Here is a 16263-nt window from a genome sequence, read left to right as displayed (position 1 = left end):
ACACCCCGATCCTGTTGGTTAAGTCTGCTCATCTCCGCCGTCCGCGGCAGTCGCAAGGCTAAAGCAGGCCCGTGTTTATACTCTATGTAAGAAACGCAGGTATGGGTACAATAGAACAAACGCAAAATATACGCCAGGGTCTCTCGACTCGAGAAAGTCGACTCCTTGCACGACTCGCTGGCGCGGGTCACCAGATCATCTCCGTCGACGACATCGAGACGACGCTGGAGGTCCCCCCAAACACCGCCCGCGAGATCGCCTCCCGGCTCACCGAGAAGGGCTGGCTCGACCGGCTCTTCCCGGGCACGTATCTCATCATTCCACTCACAGCCGGCGAGGAGGCCGTGTACACCACCCACGAGTACCTCATCGCCGCCCACGTCTCCGAGCCGATGTACATCGGCTACTACAGCGCCCTCAGCCACCACAGGCTGACCGAACAGGTTCCCCGGACGGTGTACGTCGTCACGCCGACCCGAGCGCAAAGCCGAGAGATCCACGGTGTCCCGTACCGCGTCACGACAGTCACCGAGCGGAAATTCTTCGGCTGTGAGCCGACATCGGTCGAGGGCACGACCGTTCAGGTCAGCGACCTAGAAAAGACGCTGGTCGACTGTGCGGACCACCCCGAGTTCTGTGGAGGCCTTCGGGAACTTGCGACCGCGATGCGCACCGCCGACGAGCAGGGCTGTACCTGGGACATCGTCGGCGAGTATCTCGAACGCCTCGATAACGGCGCCGCAACCAAGCGAATCGTCTACCTCGCCGACCAGCTCGACATCGACATCCCCGCTCGCGAGGAGCTCGTCACGTCGTTCACGAGTGGATACTCGCTGCTGGACCCGACGCAGCCAGAAACGGGCTCGACCGACAGTACGTATCGCCTCCGGATCAACATCACGCCAGCCCAACTGGAGGCGACGGAGTCCTAACCGGATCACTCGCGAAGCAGAGCACCTGGCTACCTGATGCCGCTATTTATTTATACGTCGTTGCACAAAATCAGATGGTGTCTGAAATGGCGAAACAGGATATAACGATCTGTATCGATGCGTATCCCGACCCGGACGCCGACGTTTTTCGCATCGGCGCCGCGGACGACATCCTCCGCCTGCTCGCTGACGCCCACGACACGGAGTTCTCGATTCCCGAACTCGTCGACGCCACGGGTGTGACTCGCTCGACGGTCTGGCGGGCCGTCGACCTCCTCGACAGTATCGGTGCCATCCAGATTCGAGAAACACCTCAGCGCAACTACGTCGCGATCGACCCAGACCGTCTCCAGAAGGACGATCCGATCCTCGCTGTCCCCCAGTCGGAATTCCACGCGCCGATCCGAGCATTCGTCAACCGCGTCCAAGCCACGACCACCGACACCGACGACATCAACGATCTCCTCGGTATCGTCATCTTTGGAAGCGTCGCCCGCGGGGAGGCAGACCGACAGAGCGATATCGACTGCTTCGTGGTCGTCGATGGCGACCGGACGACAGCCCGCCAGCAGATTACCGACGTCGTCGCCGATCTCCAGTCCGAACAGTTCGGCGGTGACCGATTCGTGTTTGAACCGTACGTCGAGTCCGCAGAGAGCGCTGGGAGAGCCGGATCGAAACTCCGCGAGATCTTCGCCGAGGGGATTACGGTATCCGGGAGCGACCGCCTCGACGCGCTCCGCAAGGAGGTCGTCGCCGATGAGTAGTACGCGCATCGAGACCCTCATCGACGAGGTGCAAGCCGCATTTGATCGCCGTCCAACGGACATCGAAGCCGGGCTCGATGTCGAGGACGCCGCCCTGCTCCAGCTGCGGAAGGCCTGTCGCTTGCTCGCCGGCGCTGAGTCCCTCCAGGATGCCAGCTACTATACGCTCGTTATCGAAGCGTCGTTTGTCGCCATCGAACGCACCGTCGAATTTCGGCTTCTCGAGCGCGGCACGATGCAGCCGGATGGTCTTCCCGGCACGCATCCTGGTGTCTATCGGGAGGCTGCAGCGGCCGGTGTCTTCGGGGAATCGATAGCCGCGGACCTCGCGGATCTCTGGCGCGACCACCGGGCCAAAACGTACTATCAGGACGGACTGGCCTCTGCAGCGCGTGCCGACGCGATGTACGAGCTCGCCACCGAGATTCATGCATACGTTACTGGACGGTCTCGACAGGGCCACGAGTGCCTCTGCGGAGAGACGACGTAGCGAATTCGTGTCTGCCAGAAGACGACAGTAGGTGAGTCAGGTTAACCAACGCGGGAGGTGATATCACGAATCTGTTGGTTATGTTTTTGCGCCCGCCGAGGGGCGGAGGCGCATTCCGACCTCCGTCGAATGATGACTGAGGACTATCTCACAACGATCCTTGAGGAAGCCGAGCACGTCGCGGAGCAGCACGACCAGGTCGCACGCACGGCGGACAACCAAGCCCACGAGTGGCTTCGATACGCCGTCCTCCGGATACTCGAGGGGCAGACAGACCACCTCCCGACGAACTGGACGCCGACCGACGGCGTCACGGTCGGCTACGGCACCGACGACGCGATGTTCGACAGCTGGGGCTCTAGCGAAGACTGGTGGGAGACCGTCCCGCCGCAGGAGGCGTGTACACGCTTCCGGGTGTTCTTCCCGGACGACCACCAGACGGTTCCCCGTGACATCGTCGACGTGATGGCCGCGCTCGGTGCCTGGCGCGTCTGGACAGGGAGCGCAGCCGCGTGCGGTTCCTACGATCATCGCGAGCGCCGCGAGGTCCACTACCTCTGGCCGGAAGGCCATCCGGTAGAGGAAGTACTTCACAAGCGGCTCAGTGGCCCTGCGGAAGCCGTCGCGCCGGACGGAGGCCGAACGGGCGACGTTCGCGACCGACTGGTCGTCGACGAGAACGCAGAGTCACAGGACGATCTCGAGCCCCGCACGAAGCGTGCTGTCGCCGAAGCGATGGACGTCTCACTCCTCTCGAAAGGTGGCCGCTACGAGGTACAGTCCGCGTCCGGCAACAGGTACGAAGTCGACGTTATCGATGAGTCGTGTACCTGTCCCGACTGGCAACAGCGCTCACCAGAAGGCGGCTGCAAGCATCTGCGTCGCGTCGACCACGATATCAAACGAGGCCGCGTCCCCCGTCCAGATGGTCGCCTCCCATCACAGCTGTGACCCCCGCCTTCTCACCACCAGTTTAACCGGTTCAAGCAGTTTACTTCAGAGTAAACTACTTACTCAGCTTTGCACGTTGAAGTAGGAGCGTGACGTAGGCGGTGGCAAGGACGGATGATGCCGATTACGGACTTCTTGTCGTGTACGCGCGTGTTCGACGAGTTCGAGTCGCTGTCACCAGCACAACGTCATCACGCGAAAACCTACGCCACCGGTCTTGTTGCGGCCAGCAACAAGACCGTGGCGGGTATCGCACGCGATGTCCTTCCAGCTCAGGGGAAACGCGCCCTCAACAAGTTCCTCACCCAGTACGACTGGGACTAACAGGAGTTCAACCACGAACGCCTCGAAGAGCTTCAGAAACACGGTGAAACGCGCTGGTCACAGGATGGCTACATCATCCTCGACGATACGATCACCGAGAAAGCCGGGGACGAAGTCCCCGGCGTCGGCCGATTCTACGATCACACTGAAGGCGACACTGTCTGGGGCCAAGACCTCATCTACGCGTTCTACGCTGACGACAAAACCGCCTATCCGCTCACTTTCCGCCTCTACGAACAGCAAGACGACGAGGACGATGACCACGATACCAAATACGATCTAGCCCGAGAGATCGTTACCGAACTCGAAGAAGAGGTAGGTGTGCCTGCGGACACCTACCTCTTCGACTCGTGGTTCGCTCACGACTCTGGCCTTCCCAAACACATCGAATCCTACGACAAGGACTGGATCGGCCCGCTCCGGAGCAATCGACAGGTGACCTATGGTGGCGAAGAGATCCGCGTCGATGCGCTTGCAGAGCGCATCGACACGGACGAGCGTGATGTTGATGACGACACCTACCACATCTGGACGAAGAAGCTTCCCGTCTCCCAGCTGGGAGACGTGAAGCTAGTCATCGCCGAGAAAGAGACCGACGAAGACGAAGAGAACCCGGTCAAGTACCTCGCTACGAACAAAATCGACGCCCCGACCGAGCACGTGATTCGCTCCTACGGAATGCGATGGCGCATCGAGACGTTCTTCGAGGACTCGAAGCAGGATCTCGGCCTAGGAGACTGCGAGATGCAGATCAACGAAGGTGCCAGTCGGCACTGGCACCTTCTGATGGCTGCCTACAGTCTCGTTCGTCTTGATCCTGAGTCGAGCGCCTTGGGGACGGTTCGCTCGAAAGCGTCATCGCTTCGAGCGAACCTCGAACACTCCCTGAAAGAAACCGTGTACAATCTCCTCTCGTGGGTTCGAGACCACGATGATCGTGGCGTCGATGACCTTATGGAAGAGATCGACCACCTCTTCGTTCACTCAACCGCCGCTAACGTGCAAAGCTGACTGTTGAACTAAGTTTACGCGATTCACACCCGGTCTTCAGGCCGGGATTCTCTCGCTTAATCAAAATAGCCCTCCATCCGGGAGCAGCGTACTTGGTTGAGACGACACCCCCCGTCCAGAGTGTATCTTCTGAACCGGGTAATCAATCATTTCTATGAGAAGACACATCGGCACTGGGCGTCTGACGCACGGCAGACACCCCTCGTCCAGAGTGAAAGCGCCGGTGTGACGAGCTGGAGTGGAGTGTGAACCTCGAGTGATGGTGACGAGCGTTCATCGGCACCCCCAGTCAAGAGTGAAGACGCAGGTCAGATCTCCAGCCGAAGCAAAGCAGGGTACAATCGAAACTGGCGGGATCGAGTATCTTGATTCCGATTGATGAGGGAGATCGGGAGATACCAATCCCGATTTCGGCTTTGATGCCGGGTCACTGGTTCGCGAATAGTCAGAATGACGATTGTTCCTTCAATGTCTCATAATACGCGGACGATGGAATCGAACCCCCACACCCCTCGTCCAGAGTGAAACGCTACGAGAGTCCCTCGGTTGACCCGGCGGAAACCACACGACGAGTCGGCTGGGAAGTACCGAAATCACAAGACGTGAGACGAGTATCCCTCGAACAGCAGTCGTCACACAGTCGAAGATCCTCTAAACATACCAATCTTCATAGTATTATCTAGAGGTTTTATTACTACCTACCTCCAACCACTTCCCAAGTGCATTCAGCACGGAGAAGAGGACGAAGGCGGCATTCGTCCGGGTGGTTTCGAACCGCTGCTCGTGTATGCTGTTCCATTTCTCCCGTGTTCTCTCGTCTCAGGCAGTCTTTCCGTGATTCTTGCTGATCTTCTCTCACGAGAACCCCTATTTCCCGTGGACTTCACCGCACACCTCTGATTGGTTTTCACTCTGGACGAGGGGTGTGTGGGCGAGGTATTCTCTCCAAGTCCCTTCCGTGTCTCCACTCAGCATTAACCAACAAACCTCCCGATACCTCGATGTTGTTGGTTAACCTCTCTCAATCTCGGTGAATGCGGCCAAGTCCGTTTCCCGAGTTTCCGCGATCTCGCTTTGAATCTCCGTCCGATCCCAGCCAAGCGGTGACAGCACACTCTCGACAGCTCTGACGAGTTGCGTCTCGTAGTACGACGCATCGTACGACTCTATTTCTTCGTGGGCTAACGCGACCCGTTCTCGCGAGGTCTACGCGTCAGTGAGTGCCCGATGCGGCCATCGCTCGAATATGTCGACTAGCTCGCGAGCTACTGGTATACTTAGCTGCCAGAAATGGATTGGGTCCCGTCTTCGGTAACAATCGACTGCAGCTCTTCAAGCGAGAGCGGTTCAATCCGTTCCCGTGTTCCATCAGTCGTATAGAACAGACTCGTGGTGACGTCTTTCTCCGGAAACCACTCAGAGAGAACGTGATAGTATACGCTGAGTTGCTTTCGATATTCCGGCTGTGCGTGTCGTGTACTGTCCGTTTTGTAGTCGATGATATCGACCTGATCAGTGGTGACGTGAACCAGATCGACGATTCCAGAGATGGTAACCTGGTGGTCACCGATCTCAATCGGGAGCGTAACCGGTTCTTCGACGTGCAGCTTGCCCGGCAGGTCGTCGACAAACTCAACGACCCGATTCTCGTGGGAATTCGATGGCGTGACGTCATCTCCAAGTGCGTATGCCTCGGCGAAATCGTGGACTCGTGACCCGAAGTCCATCCCCCGCGTCTCTGGTTCAGTCTCAGGACTGAATTCCATCCGCTCACCGATCTCTTCGAAGACTGTCTCGTCCATCAGTGAATGCGGCGTATGACCGATCGGTCCATCCGATGTGGTTACTACGAACGGTAGCTCCGCGTCAGCGCTCTCGTCGCGATCTAGTCCTTCGACAGTTACCTCGATTTCTTCGACAGCGACTGGCAGCTCTTCGATGAACCTGTTCGGCTCCTCTCCAGCCGCGAAAACGACGTGGTTCTCCGCGCGCGTGATCGCGACATAGAGTAACCGGCGTTCCTCGTCATACTCCTGAGGAAGACACCGTCGAAGGACGTCATGCCGCCAGTTATCGTATATGTGAGGATAGACACGTTCCTCTGAGTAGAGTTTCCGCTGTCGGAGTCCGACCGGATCTTGATACTGAATGACGCTCGAACCACCAGAGCGTGGCGGGAAACTCCCCTCGTTCATGTTCGCAAGAATGACGATCGGATATTCGAGCCCTTTGGCCGTGTGAATCGTCTGGACGGTCACCGCGTTATCGCCCGCGTTTTCGCGGACGTCAACCGTACTCCCGTTCTCGATGCCACGTTCGATGAACTGGATCAACTCACCGCGAGTGACCGTCGTCGAATCGTAGACTGACTGGATCGTGTGGAGAAGGACATCTCCAGTATCGCCCGTGAATCCGTAGCGATCGAGAACTCGACGCGCAACTGCGCCGACTGACTCCAACCCACGAAGCTCATCACGGAACGCAGCTGGATCAGGCGGATACGCCTCTGTCTCAAGCATATGCTCGATTTCGTCGAACGTGTACCCAATCCGTTCGAGAATGACTGCCCAGCCCCGGTCGGTATCCGACTCGAGGATTCGGAGCCACGCGAGCAACAGCTTGGCCGGATCGGTCCGGAAAAGTTCGATTCCGCCATCGTAGGCCATCGGGATATCGTACTCGTCGGCGACGTCAAGCAGTTCCCGACCGTAATCCCGTGTCCGAGTGAACACGGCGATATCCCGGTATTCCGGTGGGCGCGGATCGCCGTCCTCGTCCTCAACGGCGTAGTCGTCATTGCCGACGATATCCTGAACCGTCGAGAGTACGGCCTCGTGTTCGTCCTCATGCTGGATGCCCTCGATGACCGTGTTGTCGAAAGCAGCGTTCGAGGACAGTTCGACGACATCGTCGAGAGTGGTATCGACATCCCCACCGCTTGAGGCCGGCGTCACGATAGCCTGCTCGGAGAGGTCGATGATCGACTCCGTCGACCGATAGTTCTCCTGGAGTTCGATTCGAGTCAGATCACCCGTGTCGAAATCAATCCGGTCGACATCGCTGTTGAGGTCCGCCGTGAATCGTTCCAGCCGGTCCTCGAAGTCGAGGATGTTCTGAACGTCCGCGTACTGGAAGGAGTAGATACTCTGTTTCCAGTCACCGACTGCACAGAAGTTGTCCGTCCCGGACATCAGCAGCGCAAGTTTGAACTGGATCTCGCTGGTGTCCTGGAACTCGTCAACCATGACGTACTCGAACTGTGCCGTCTGTCGGACGCGCTGATCCTCACAGAGCAGCACGAACGCGAACAACTGGAGGAATCCGAAGTTGAGATAGTTGCGACCCAATGCGAATTGGAGATACTCGATGTAGACGTCGTGAACGAACGCTTTGAGATCCTCACGCTCTTCGTAGAAGACGTCACTCGCCACATCATCGTCTAGCTGTTTCGTACCGCGGCCGCCCCGTAATTCGGACTTCGATGGCGCGTCCGAAAGATAGGTCTTGTTCCGTCCGAAGCGGCTCAAGTCGTCACGTAGCTCTGACTGCTTCCGACTGTCGTTCCGGGGCTGGTTGACCACGTCGAACCGCTCCTTGAACGTCTCGAAGTCCCCGTCGAGATGCGACTCGCCGTCTCGATACCACCCGTCGACAGTCGGGAAGATACCTTTCGACGCGAGTTCCTTGATCAGTTCGAGCAGCTCGTCCGGCTCTGAGAGTACCCGGTAGAACTCCGTGTATTCCGGATAATCATCGCGGAATCCGCTGAAGAACTCCCGGAATCGTTCAGCTTCGATCAGCTCATCATCGATGATTTGCGTCGAGCCGGTTATCCGTTCGTCCAGACCGAGATGTGTCGGAGCAGCGTAGCCGTGTCCTCTGAGAATATCGTGGCAATGGGAATGGAACGTCTGGATCGGGGCGTCGGCCAGTTCTCGCAGCTCATACGAACTGTGGTCGACGATCCGCTCTTTCATCTCTGCTGCGGCGCTCCGCGTGAAGGTCACCAGCAGGATGTCTTCGGGTTCGACATCGGGCTGGTCAACGATCGTCCCGTATCGACGGGTAATGGCGAACGTCTTGCCCGTTCCAGAACCGGCATCGACGAGGTACAACCCCTCTGTACCCTCGATGAGGTCCTCTTGTCTATCGTTCGGCGACGGCTCAGTCATCGCTCTCGCCCTCCAGCAGGAGATCCCGATTATCTATCCGCCGGTAGTTCGGCTCGCCCGCCAGCCCGTCGACCGGGAAGTGCTCCTCGCCCGCTCGCCTATCGTTGAGTTCTTCGAGACGCTCATCAACGAACGATTCGAACGCATCCAGATCCTCACGGAAGAAGGTTTGCTGGCGGACGCCGTTGAGTTCCCGTATTGCTTGGTCTGCGCCCTTTTCGGCGTCGACGTCCTGTCGCTGGTTCCGAACATGTTGAGCGGCCGTATCGACCAGCAGACTCAGGATCGACAGCTCCTCGAACGTCTCAACTCGCACGATAACCTTCAGGACCGCATCCCGAATTTCGCGAGAATTACGGACTGGGAGGCTGTCGACGCCGGCGATCTCAAACCCTCACCGGGCATCCGGGACCAAACCAGCATCACAAAGGCCTATGGCGAGCGCAAACCCCCTGCTGGACTACGACCCTAACTGTGACCAGTTGCAGTGTTTCGACGAGTTGGCGCACATCGTTGAGGCTGGGGAGGTGGTCCGCCATGTCTGACGACGATCCGTTTGCCGACCTCGGGGAGACACTCGAAGATGAACCGGACGACGAACCCCAGGATACGGATGACGCGTCTGAATCGGAAGGCGACGAGGAGACGCCCTCTCAGGAATCCGTCGAACGACAAAACCCGATGACCGATTCAGCGTTCAGCTATGAGGCCGCTAAACAGCGGCCTTTCTACGCCCGCGAGGCTACGATTGAGGACTTCGATTCCTGGCTGAAGTATGAACTGGAACGCGAGCTCAACCAGCAGGGCTACCAGAACATCGTCGTTCGGGAAATGACTGATGCTCTTCTCCGAACCGTCGTGGAGGAAGATCTCGTAGACGAAGTGGCCGAACGATTCGAACAAGCTCGCGAATCTGCTTCTTTAGAATCGACTGAATAGCGTACTATTCCAAAATAGAAAACTATTCTACAATACCCCAACAGCAACCTCAGAATAGTCTGATTCCGCCTCTACACGGTGGGCCCAGTTGAGACCCGGTTCAGTTTTGGTATAGCGATATATAATTTATAAACCCTATCTCTTGGCTATTAACACTGCTACTACCGGAATTCGGTACTTCAGGCAAATACACGTTTGGGCGTGATTACTCCAATAATCACGTTCACATTGGTTCGCCCCGGCGCCGTCGGGGAAGCACAGCTCCTGCAATCGCTTCGTCGGCCCGGTTCCGGTCGGAACGCCGTCGCGAGCGGCCGCACTCGACTGGTAGCAGATCGGTTGCACGTATGCGCAGCCGTGTGGATCGGCCACGCAGTACATTTATATCGAGTATCCCCGTGATCAATGGACATCACGATGGCAATTACTGCCGACCAACGCGAGCGCCTGTCGAACCTCCACAGTGCGCTGATCAACGACATCACAGACGAGATGGGGATTCGCAACAACGTCATTCCCTGCACGCGACTCGAAGCGCTGTGGTCCCGCGATCCGGTGATCGGTACCGCGCACCCGGCCCAGCGAGTGGAGATCGGGTACGAGAAGGAGGACGACGAGGGCGAGGACGAGGAGATCGAGTTCTTCGAGTACCTAGAAGACACGGATCCCGGAGACTTCGTCGTCATGGCCGCACCGACCGGGACGCGGGTCGGTCTCTGGGGCGAGTTGCTGAGTACCATCGTTCAGGAGAACGGCGCGGAAGGCGCGTTGATCGACGGACCGACGCGGGACTCGCGGCTGATCGAGGAACACGAGTTCCCCGTCTGGGCCGAGGGCCACAGCGCGATCGAGTCCTTCGGCCGCGTGGCGTTCGCGGAGTACGACGTGCCCGTGCAGATCGACGGCGTGACGATAGAGCCCGGGGACGTCGTGTTCGCCGACTACGAGTCCATCGTCGTCATCGAACCGTCCGTCCTCGATCAGGTCATCGAGGAAGGCGAAGAAGAATTGGAAACGGAGAACAACGTGCGCGCTGACATCCGGGACGGGGACAGCGTCTACGAGGTGTGGGACCGCTACGGGACGCTCTAGCCGACGGACGGCCGCGCAACGGTGGCGGAACCGAGCCTGCGACGGTCACTGGACCCACTAGACGGGATCGAACAGCGTCTCGCCGGCAGAGAGGTGGTCGGAGACGACGTCGGGATCGAGCTCGACGCCGAGCCCGGGCGCGTCGGGGACGGGGATGGACCCGTCGTCGATCGGGTTCTCTCCGACGAGGTCGCCCCACCACTCGACGTCGCGAGCGTGGTACTCCAGGGCGAGGAAGTTCGAGCAGGCGGCGGCGACGTGTGCACACGCGACCGTGCCGAGCGGCGACGCGACGTTGTGCAAGGTGAGCGGGATCTCGTACAGCTCCGCGAGTTCGGCGATCCGCCGCGTCTCTCGCAGACCGCCGCACTTCGGTGGATCCGGCTGGACGACGTCCGCCCCCTGTCTGGTGACGAGGTCGACGAACCCCTCCGCGCGATAGAGGCTCTCGCCCGTGCAGATCGGCGTCTCCGTCGCGTTCGTTATCGCCTCCGGGACGGCGGCGTTCTCGGGCGGCGCCGGGTCCTCGAGGAACCAGACGTCGTGCTCCTCGAGCGCGCTCGCGAGTCGGATCGCGCTGTCCGTACCGTACTCCCAGTGGCAGTCGAACGCGACGTCCGCCCTGTCACCGACGCGGTCGATCACGGCCTCGACGATCTCCGCCTTGTTCTGGATATTACGCGGGGCGAGATGCCGGTTCCACTCGTCTTTCTCGAACTGCTGGTTCGCGTCAAGATTGAACTTCATCGCGTCGAAGCCGTCTGCGACGACGTCCTCCGCGGCGGCCGCGTACGACTCCGGGGTGAACGCCGCTTCGTCTTCACTCCGTCCGAGGTGCGCGCCGGCGTGGGTGTCACAGTACACGCGGACGTCCTCGCGGAATTTGCCGCCGAGGAGCTGGTGCGTGGGAACCTCGAGCAGTTTGCCCGCGAGGTCGAACAGCGCTATCTCCAGGCCGGAGATCGCGGACGTCACCGCTCCCGCTTTCCCGCCGGTGTACGAGAGCCGACGGTACAGGGTCTCGGTGAGCCGCGACACGTCGAGCGGGTCCTCGCCTTCGAGGATCGGCGCGGCGTCGGACGCGATGTCCGCCGAGCGTTCGCCCAGGATGGCCTCGCCCGTACCGGTCATCCCCGCATCCGTGTACACGCGGACGAAGGTCCAGTCGAAGTTACCCTCCACGACGCAGGTCTGTACGTCCGTGATCGTGGCGTCGGTTACCATGGGCAGAGGTCTGCATCGACTAGCATAAATGGTGGTGCTCGACTGACGCACAGCTGGACAGCTCAGAATTCGATGCCGGAGCGCTCAGCGGTTCCACGGTGCTTCGGGAACGTCGACGATCCGCTCGCGGCGCTCGATTCCGTCGATCGTCCGGACGTCCTCCTCGTCGAGTCGGAGGTCGGTCGCCGCCCAGTTGTCGTCGATGTGGTCGCCCGACGCCTTCGGGATGGGGACGATCCCCTTCGCGACGTGCCAGGCCAGCGTCACCTGTGCCGCCGTGGCACCGTGTTTCTCTGCCACGGACTCGAGTTCGGGGACGTCCTGATCGAGTAGGACGCCGCGACCGAGCGGGCAGTACGCGACGGCGAGTTGGTCGTGCTGGTCCGCATACGTGCGCAGTTCCTCCCGGGGCAACAGCGGGTGGCACTCGAACTGATGGGCGAATATCGGCGCGTCGAGGACCGCCCGCGCTTCGTCGAGCTGGTCGGGCTCGAAGTTGCTCAGGCCGACGTTCCCGATCGTGCCGTCGTCGTACAGTCCGTCGAACGCCGCGAGCGTCTCCTCCGGGTCGTACGTGTCGAGCGGCCAGTGGACGTACAGCAGGTCGATGGAATCGACACCGAGCCGTTCGAGGCTCCGCTCGGTGCTCTCGACGACGTCGTCGTACGCCAGGCTGGACCTGTCGACCTTCGTCGCCAGGAAGACGTCCTCTCTGGGGACGTCCGATCGTTCGAGCCCCGCACCGACGTCGGCTTCGGTGCCGTAGTTCTGGGCAGTGTCGACGTGCCGGTAGCCGACGTCGAGCGCCCTGCGGACCGCTTCGGCGCCGTCCTGTTCGTCGAGACCCCCCGTTCCGAAACCGATCGCCGCGTTCTCGAAGCCGTTCACACGTCAGTCGACGGCAGTCGCAGCTAAAGGGCTTCCGTGCCGTCGGCCCTCGGCCGGCGACTGCCGCTCGGACTTCAGAACCCCGGGGCCGAGTCGGGGACAGCCCGGCGACTGACGCGACTCACCGCCGTCCCGACTCCGTCGGCGTGAGCCAGCCCCCGGAACTAAGTTCTAGAACCGATATTCTGGGCGCATGCGCCTCGATATCCCGACGCGGTTGGAACGCGACTGGGACCGGCCCGTCGAACACGCGCCGCTGCGGTTCGCAGTCGTCGGGCTCGGCGGGTTTGCCCGGAACACGGCGCTGCCTGCGATCGAGCGATCGGACTACTGCACGACGACGGCGGTGGTGAGCGGTTCGGCCGAGAAAGCGGCGCGGGTCTCCGACGCGTTCGACGCCGACTGGGCGCTCACGTACGACGAGTTCGCCGACGGCACCGGACGCGACGACTACGACGCCGTCTACGTCGTCACGCCGAACGCGCTCCACCGTCGACACGTGGCGACGGCGGCGGAGTTCGGGAAAGCCGTCCTCTGCGAGAAGCCGCTGGAATCGACCGCAGGACGGGCCGAGGGGCTCGTGGAGACCTGCGAAGACGCGGGCGTCCCGCTGATGGCCGCGTATCGGATGCAGACTGCGCGTTCCATCAGGTGGATTCGCCGGCAGATCGACGACGGCGTCATCGGGTCACCGGTCCAGGTACACGGCGAGTTTTCGTTCCGGTTACTCGCCCACGGCGACCCGGATCAGTGGCGGATCGACCGGGAGCTGGCCGGCGGCGGCGCTCTCATGGACATCGGCGTGTATCCGATGAACACCGCTCGTTTCGTCCTCGGAGCGGACCCGGTCGCAGTGCGCGCGACGGCCCACTCCGTCGAGCCGCCGTTCGAGGGCGTCGACGAGCACGTTGCCGTCCAGCTCGAGTTCCCCGACGCGGTCACCGCCTCGTGTACCGCGAGCTTCAACGCTGCGGGCGCGAGTCGGTTCGCCGTCACCGGGACGGAGGGTCGCATCGTCGTCGAACCGGTGTTCGGCGTCCACGACGACCGTCAGATCACCGTGACGGCCGGGGGCAGCACGGTCACGTTCGAAGCGAACGAGCCCCACGAGGTCCGCGAGGAGTTCGATTACTTCGCAACGGCCGTGCGAACGGACATGGCCATCGAACCGGACGGGAGACACGGGCTCACGGACGTCCGGGTCGCGGACGCCGTGTACGAATCGAGCGAAACCGGCCGACGGGTCGAACTGTAACGTCTATAGTACGTACCGCAAGAAGTCGCGGCTGACACCGTGGCAGAATCCGATGTCGGACTCACCGGTGTCGTCGGAGTCACGCGCGGAGGAGCGGACCCCCTCCGACGTTGGTCCCTACGCGAGCGCCTCGAGTACGATCTGCTTGGCTCGGACGATATCTCGAAGGTCCTTCTCGCGAGCGTCGCGGTCTCGCGTAGCGAGCTGGAGTGCCTCCCGGAGCTCCGGGGAGTCTCCGTCCGACTGCTCCCGAAGCCGGTGAACGAGTTCGTAGTCCTCGATCCCCTCGGTCAGTTGCTCCCAGGCGAGGCTGGAGACCGGACCGTCCTCACCGGGGTACACGAAGTACTCGTCGCCCTGGACGTACCGGAAGACGGGATTCTCGTACACGTCGCGGGGCCAGCTGTTGTACGCCCACCGGAGGTATCCGTCCAGGTTGTTCAGGGCGGAGATCCAGGGAAGCATTCTGGACTCTGCGGGCGGTGAGAACGCGAAGGTGTTGGGGTGGGACTGTCCGCCGGCGGTGTAGAAGGTGGTCGTCTTTCCGTTCTCTCGCCGTCTGTCGACGACGTCCTGATCGATCGGCAGTTCGCCGTAGTGAGGTGACAGGTTGTGCGCGACGTCTTCGACTTCCATCGACCCGGCGATGTGAAGCCGATCGACGAACACCGGTGCGACCTCTTCGAGGAGGTCGACGACCTCCGCCATCAACTCCGCTGGCCGCTCGTCGAAGGCGATGTACGTCTGTTCGAGCCACCCCTTCTCTTCGAGGTGTCGCTGGAAGGACTCGAGGAAGGCGGTCCAGGACTCCCGCCAGAACGGTTCCCCGGCCTGCCCGCGCCAGACGACCCGTTCGCCCTCGCGTTCGTCGACGTAGGTAATCCGCTGCTCCCCGCGGAACGCCAGCATCGAGTACGCAGCGATGTCCGGTCCCATCCCCTGTGCGAGGCCGGTCTCGACGAATCGATCGAATATCGAGAAGTCGAACGACCACGATTCGCCGTCGTACTGCCACTCGACCATGCTATCGTAGCCGATCTCCGTCTGCGGACGCCACTCGCCGCCCAGCCATTCCCGCTGCCAGGGTTCGTGGATGATCGTCGTCGTGATCGATTTCTGGCCTCGCTCGGCCATATCGCGCATGTACGTCTCGATCAACTCCCAGTGTCGCTTGGACCAGGGCTTGACGTCGTTGGCCTGCGGATTCACCGAGTGTCCGGCCGCGACCGCGTTCGCGTTCATCCAGATGTCCAGATAGAACTCGTAGTCCGCCGGATCGGGAACCGCGACGTCGTAGACGTCGAGTTCGACGTCGTATTCTATCGTCTCCTGATCGCCTGCCTCGACCGTGATCGAGCCCCCGTACGTGCCTGCCGTGGCGTCGTCCGGGACGCGGACAGTGAACCAGATCGGCTGAGCCTCGTATTCGGGGACTGAGACGCCGTCGACTTCCAGTAACGGATCGCCAACGAGATCGGGATTGCGCGTACCCAGCACGTCGCCGGTCACCTCCTCGAAGGTCGCCGACCAGGTAAACTCGCTGTGTGCGTTCTCGACGGGCACGTATCCGACGTATCGAACCTCGACGTTCTCCGCTGCGATCCGACCGCCGCTCTCGGATCTGAGGTCGGTGACCGAACAGGATAGCTCGGAGATGGGTTCGTCACTTAGAACGGCTATCTGTCCCGATACCTGTTCGTTCCGGGCTGAGAACAGCGAGAGGTCGCGTCGAGTGACGTCGCCGAACTCCTGTGGGAATCGCTCGACCCGTGCGAACGAGGAGGTGTCGAAGGAGTCTGTCGGTATCCAGGCGTTGAGTCCATCCCGGGGCATCGCTTTCTCGACGAGGAACTGTAGCCACTCGGACGTATAGGTATCCGCGTCGGCGGATCTGGGTGCTCCGTTCCCGCCGCCGTTCGCATTCTGGTGTGGTGACCGACCGTGACTCTGGCCGCCGACTCGGGCCGTCAACGTCCCACTCGCCACCCCGGCGGCACCGAGGCCCTGTATGAATCGCCGCCTGGTCGGCGCACTCTCCTCTCCAGTGCCATCACTAGTGGTGTCGTTCACCATATTAGTTAACTGTCACGAAATGACTTAATACTTCTCCATAGATTACAGGTATCGAACGAGCCGGATCGTCCGTTCCGATCGTCGAAGGGCCAAGTACGTCGTTCGGACCGAGAGAAATGCAGGGAGGCGGTTCCGACGTGATCGC

11 protein-coding genes and 5 pseudogenes are annotated in these 16263 nt (G+C 60.8%); 9 read left to right on the top strand and 7 right to left on the bottom strand.

All coding sequences use genetic code 11. The annotated features are described in order from the left end of the window. Positions 1-101: 101 nt before the first annotated feature. From LCY71_RS20475 to LCY71_RS20455, 5 genes and pseudogenes are all read left to right on the top strand, one after another. A complete protein-coding gene (locus tag LCY71_RS20475; protein ID WP_225336635.1) occupies positions 102-932 on the top strand; it encodes a type IV toxin-antitoxin system AbiEi family antitoxin domain-containing protein in 831 nt (276 codons plus the stop codon). Between the two features lie 86 nt (positions 933-1018). Then, on the top strand, positions 1019-1699 hold the full coding sequence (locus LCY71_RS20470; RefSeq protein WP_225336411.1) for a nucleotidyltransferase domain-containing protein: 681 nt from the start codon (positions 1019-1021) through the stop codon (positions 1697-1699). Further along, positions 1692-2189, top strand: a complete 498-nt coding sequence (locus LCY71_RS20465; protein WP_225336410.1) for a DUF8154 family protein — start codon at positions 1692-1694, stop codon at positions 2187-2189. Before LCY71_RS20470 ends, LCY71_RS20465 begins: the two co-directional genes overlap by 8 nt. A gap of 132 nt (positions 2190-2321) precedes the next feature. Then, complete coding sequence (locus tag LCY71_RS20460) at positions 2322-3140, top strand: hypothetical protein (protein ID WP_225336634.1); 819 nt, start codon at positions 2322-2324, stop codon at positions 3138-3140. Positions 3141-3254: 114 nt separating this feature from the next. Next, positions 3255-4475, top strand: a pseudogene (locus LCY71_RS20455) (IS701 family transposase). 1011 nt (positions 4476-5486) lie between these two features. On the opposite strand, the pseudogene LCY71_RS20450 reads toward LCY71_RS20455, so the two are convergent. The 3 genes and pseudogenes from LCY71_RS20450 to LCY71_RS20440 form a co-directional block, all read right to left on the bottom strand. Then, positions 5487-5681, bottom strand: a pseudogene (locus tag LCY71_RS20450) (DNA polymerase domain-containing protein); the annotation flags it as partial. A gap of 71 nt (positions 5682-5752) precedes the next feature. Continuing rightward, complete coding sequence (locus tag LCY71_RS20445; RefSeq protein WP_225336409.1) at positions 5753-8647, bottom strand: UvrD-helicase domain-containing protein; 2895 nt, start codon at positions 8645-8647, stop codon at positions 5753-5755. Continuing rightward, a pseudogene (locus LCY71_RS20440) lies at positions 8640-8879 on the bottom strand (hypothetical protein); the annotation flags it as partial. The pseudogene LCY71_RS20440 and the gene LCY71_RS20445, both read right to left, overlap by 8 nt. Between LCY71_RS20440 and LCY71_RS20435 the strand changes: the two are divergent. The 3 genes and pseudogenes from LCY71_RS20435 to LCY71_RS20425 form a co-directional block, all read left to right on the top strand. Beyond that, positions 8871-9192: pseudogene (locus tag LCY71_RS20435) on the top strand (ParA family protein); the annotation flags it as partial. The pseudogenes LCY71_RS20440 and LCY71_RS20435 sit on opposite strands and share 9 nt — an antisense overlap. Beyond that, positions 9185-9586: a DUF7970 domain-containing protein gene (locus tag LCY71_RS20430; RefSeq protein WP_225336408.1), complete on the top strand. Its 402-nt coding sequence runs from the start codon at positions 9185-9187 to the stop codon at positions 9584-9586. The pseudogene LCY71_RS20435 and the gene LCY71_RS20430, both read left to right, overlap by 8 nt. 405 nt (positions 9587-9991) lie before the next feature. Then, positions 9992-10678, top strand: coding sequence for an RraA family protein (locus tag LCY71_RS20425; RefSeq protein WP_225336407.1), 687 nt, complete (start codon positions 9992-9994; stop codon positions 10676-10678). 57 nt (positions 10679-10735) lie between these two features. Here LCY71_RS20425 and LCY71_RS20420 read toward each other — a convergent pair whose 3' ends face one another. Then, entirely contained in the window at positions 10736-11902 is a 1167-nt protein-coding gene (locus tag LCY71_RS20420; protein WP_225336406.1) for a mandelate racemase/muconate lactonizing enzyme family protein, read from the bottom strand. An 84-nt stretch (positions 11903-11986) separates the two neighbouring features. Further along, on the bottom strand, positions 11987-12790 hold the full coding sequence (locus LCY71_RS20415; RefSeq protein ID WP_225336405.1) for an aldo/keto reductase: 804 nt from the start codon (positions 12788-12790) through the stop codon (positions 11987-11989). Positions 12791-12983: 193 nt separating this feature from the next. Between LCY71_RS20415 and gfo6 the strand changes: the two genes are divergently transcribed. Continuing rightward, complete coding sequence (gene gfo6 / locus LCY71_RS20410) at positions 12984-14045, top strand: D-xylose 1-dehydrogenase Gfo6 (protein ID WP_225336404.1); 1062 nt, start codon at positions 12984-12986, stop codon at positions 14043-14045. A gap of 117 nt (positions 14046-14162) precedes the next feature. On the opposite strand, the gene LCY71_RS20405 is transcribed toward gfo6, so the two are convergent. Beyond that, positions 14163-15878, bottom strand: coding sequence for a DUF4091 domain-containing protein (locus LCY71_RS20405; protein ID WP_225336633.1), 1716 nt, complete (start codon positions 15876-15878; stop codon positions 14163-14165). Between the two features lie 120 nt (positions 15879-15998). Next, positions 15999-16118 (bottom strand): annotated as a pseudogene (locus tag LCY71_RS21780) (twin-arginine translocation signal domain-containing protein); the annotation flags it as partial. Positions 16119-16263: the final 145 nt, after the last annotated feature.

The organism is Halomicrobium urmianum (genome assembly GCF_020217425.1).
In the GTDB taxonomy this organism is placed as follows: Archaea; Halobacteriota; Halobacteria; order Halobacteriales; family Haloarculaceae; genus Halomicrobium; species Halomicrobium urmianum.
Note: the sequence above shows the minus strand (reverse complement) of the source record. Positions and strands in the feature narration are given on the sequence as shown.

Excerpts from the sequence above, each read along its gene's own strand:
- LCY71_RS20475 (WP_225336635.1), top strand. The coding sequence starts at position 102 with ATGGGTACAATAGAACAAACGCAAAATATACGCCAGGGTCTCTCGACT.
- LCY71_RS20470 (WP_225336411.1), top strand. The coding sequence starts at position 1,019 with ATGGCGAAACAGGATATAACGATCTGTATCGATGCGTATCCCGACCCG.
- LCY71_RS20465 (WP_225336410.1), top strand. The coding sequence starts at position 1,692 with ATGAGTAGTACGCGCATCGAGACCCTCATCGACGAGGTGCAAGCCGCA.
- LCY71_RS20460 (WP_225336634.1), top strand. The coding sequence starts at position 2,322 with ATGACTGAGGACTATCTCACAACGATCCTTGAGGAAGCCGAGCACGTC.
- LCY71_RS20445 (WP_225336409.1), bottom strand. The coding sequence starts at position 8,647 with ATGACTGAGCCGTCGCCGAACGATAGACAAGAGGACCTCATCGAGGGT.
- LCY71_RS20430 (WP_225336408.1), top strand. The coding sequence starts at position 9,185 with ATGTCTGACGACGATCCGTTTGCCGACCTCGGGGAGACACTCGAAGAT.
- LCY71_RS20425 (WP_225336407.1), top strand. The coding sequence starts at position 9,992 with ATGGACATCACGATGGCAATTACTGCCGACCAACGCGAGCGCCTGTCG.
- LCY71_RS20420 (WP_225336406.1), bottom strand. The coding sequence starts at position 11,902 with ATGGTAACCGACGCCACGATCACGGACGTACAGACCTGCGTCGTGGAG.
- gfo6 (WP_225336404.1), top strand. The coding sequence starts at position 12,984 with ATGCGCCTCGATATCCCGACGCGGTTGGAACGCGACTGGGACCGGCCC.
- LCY71_RS20405 (WP_225336633.1), bottom strand. The coding sequence starts at position 15,878 with ATGCCCCGGGATGGACTCAACGCCTGGATACCGACAGACTCCTTCGAC.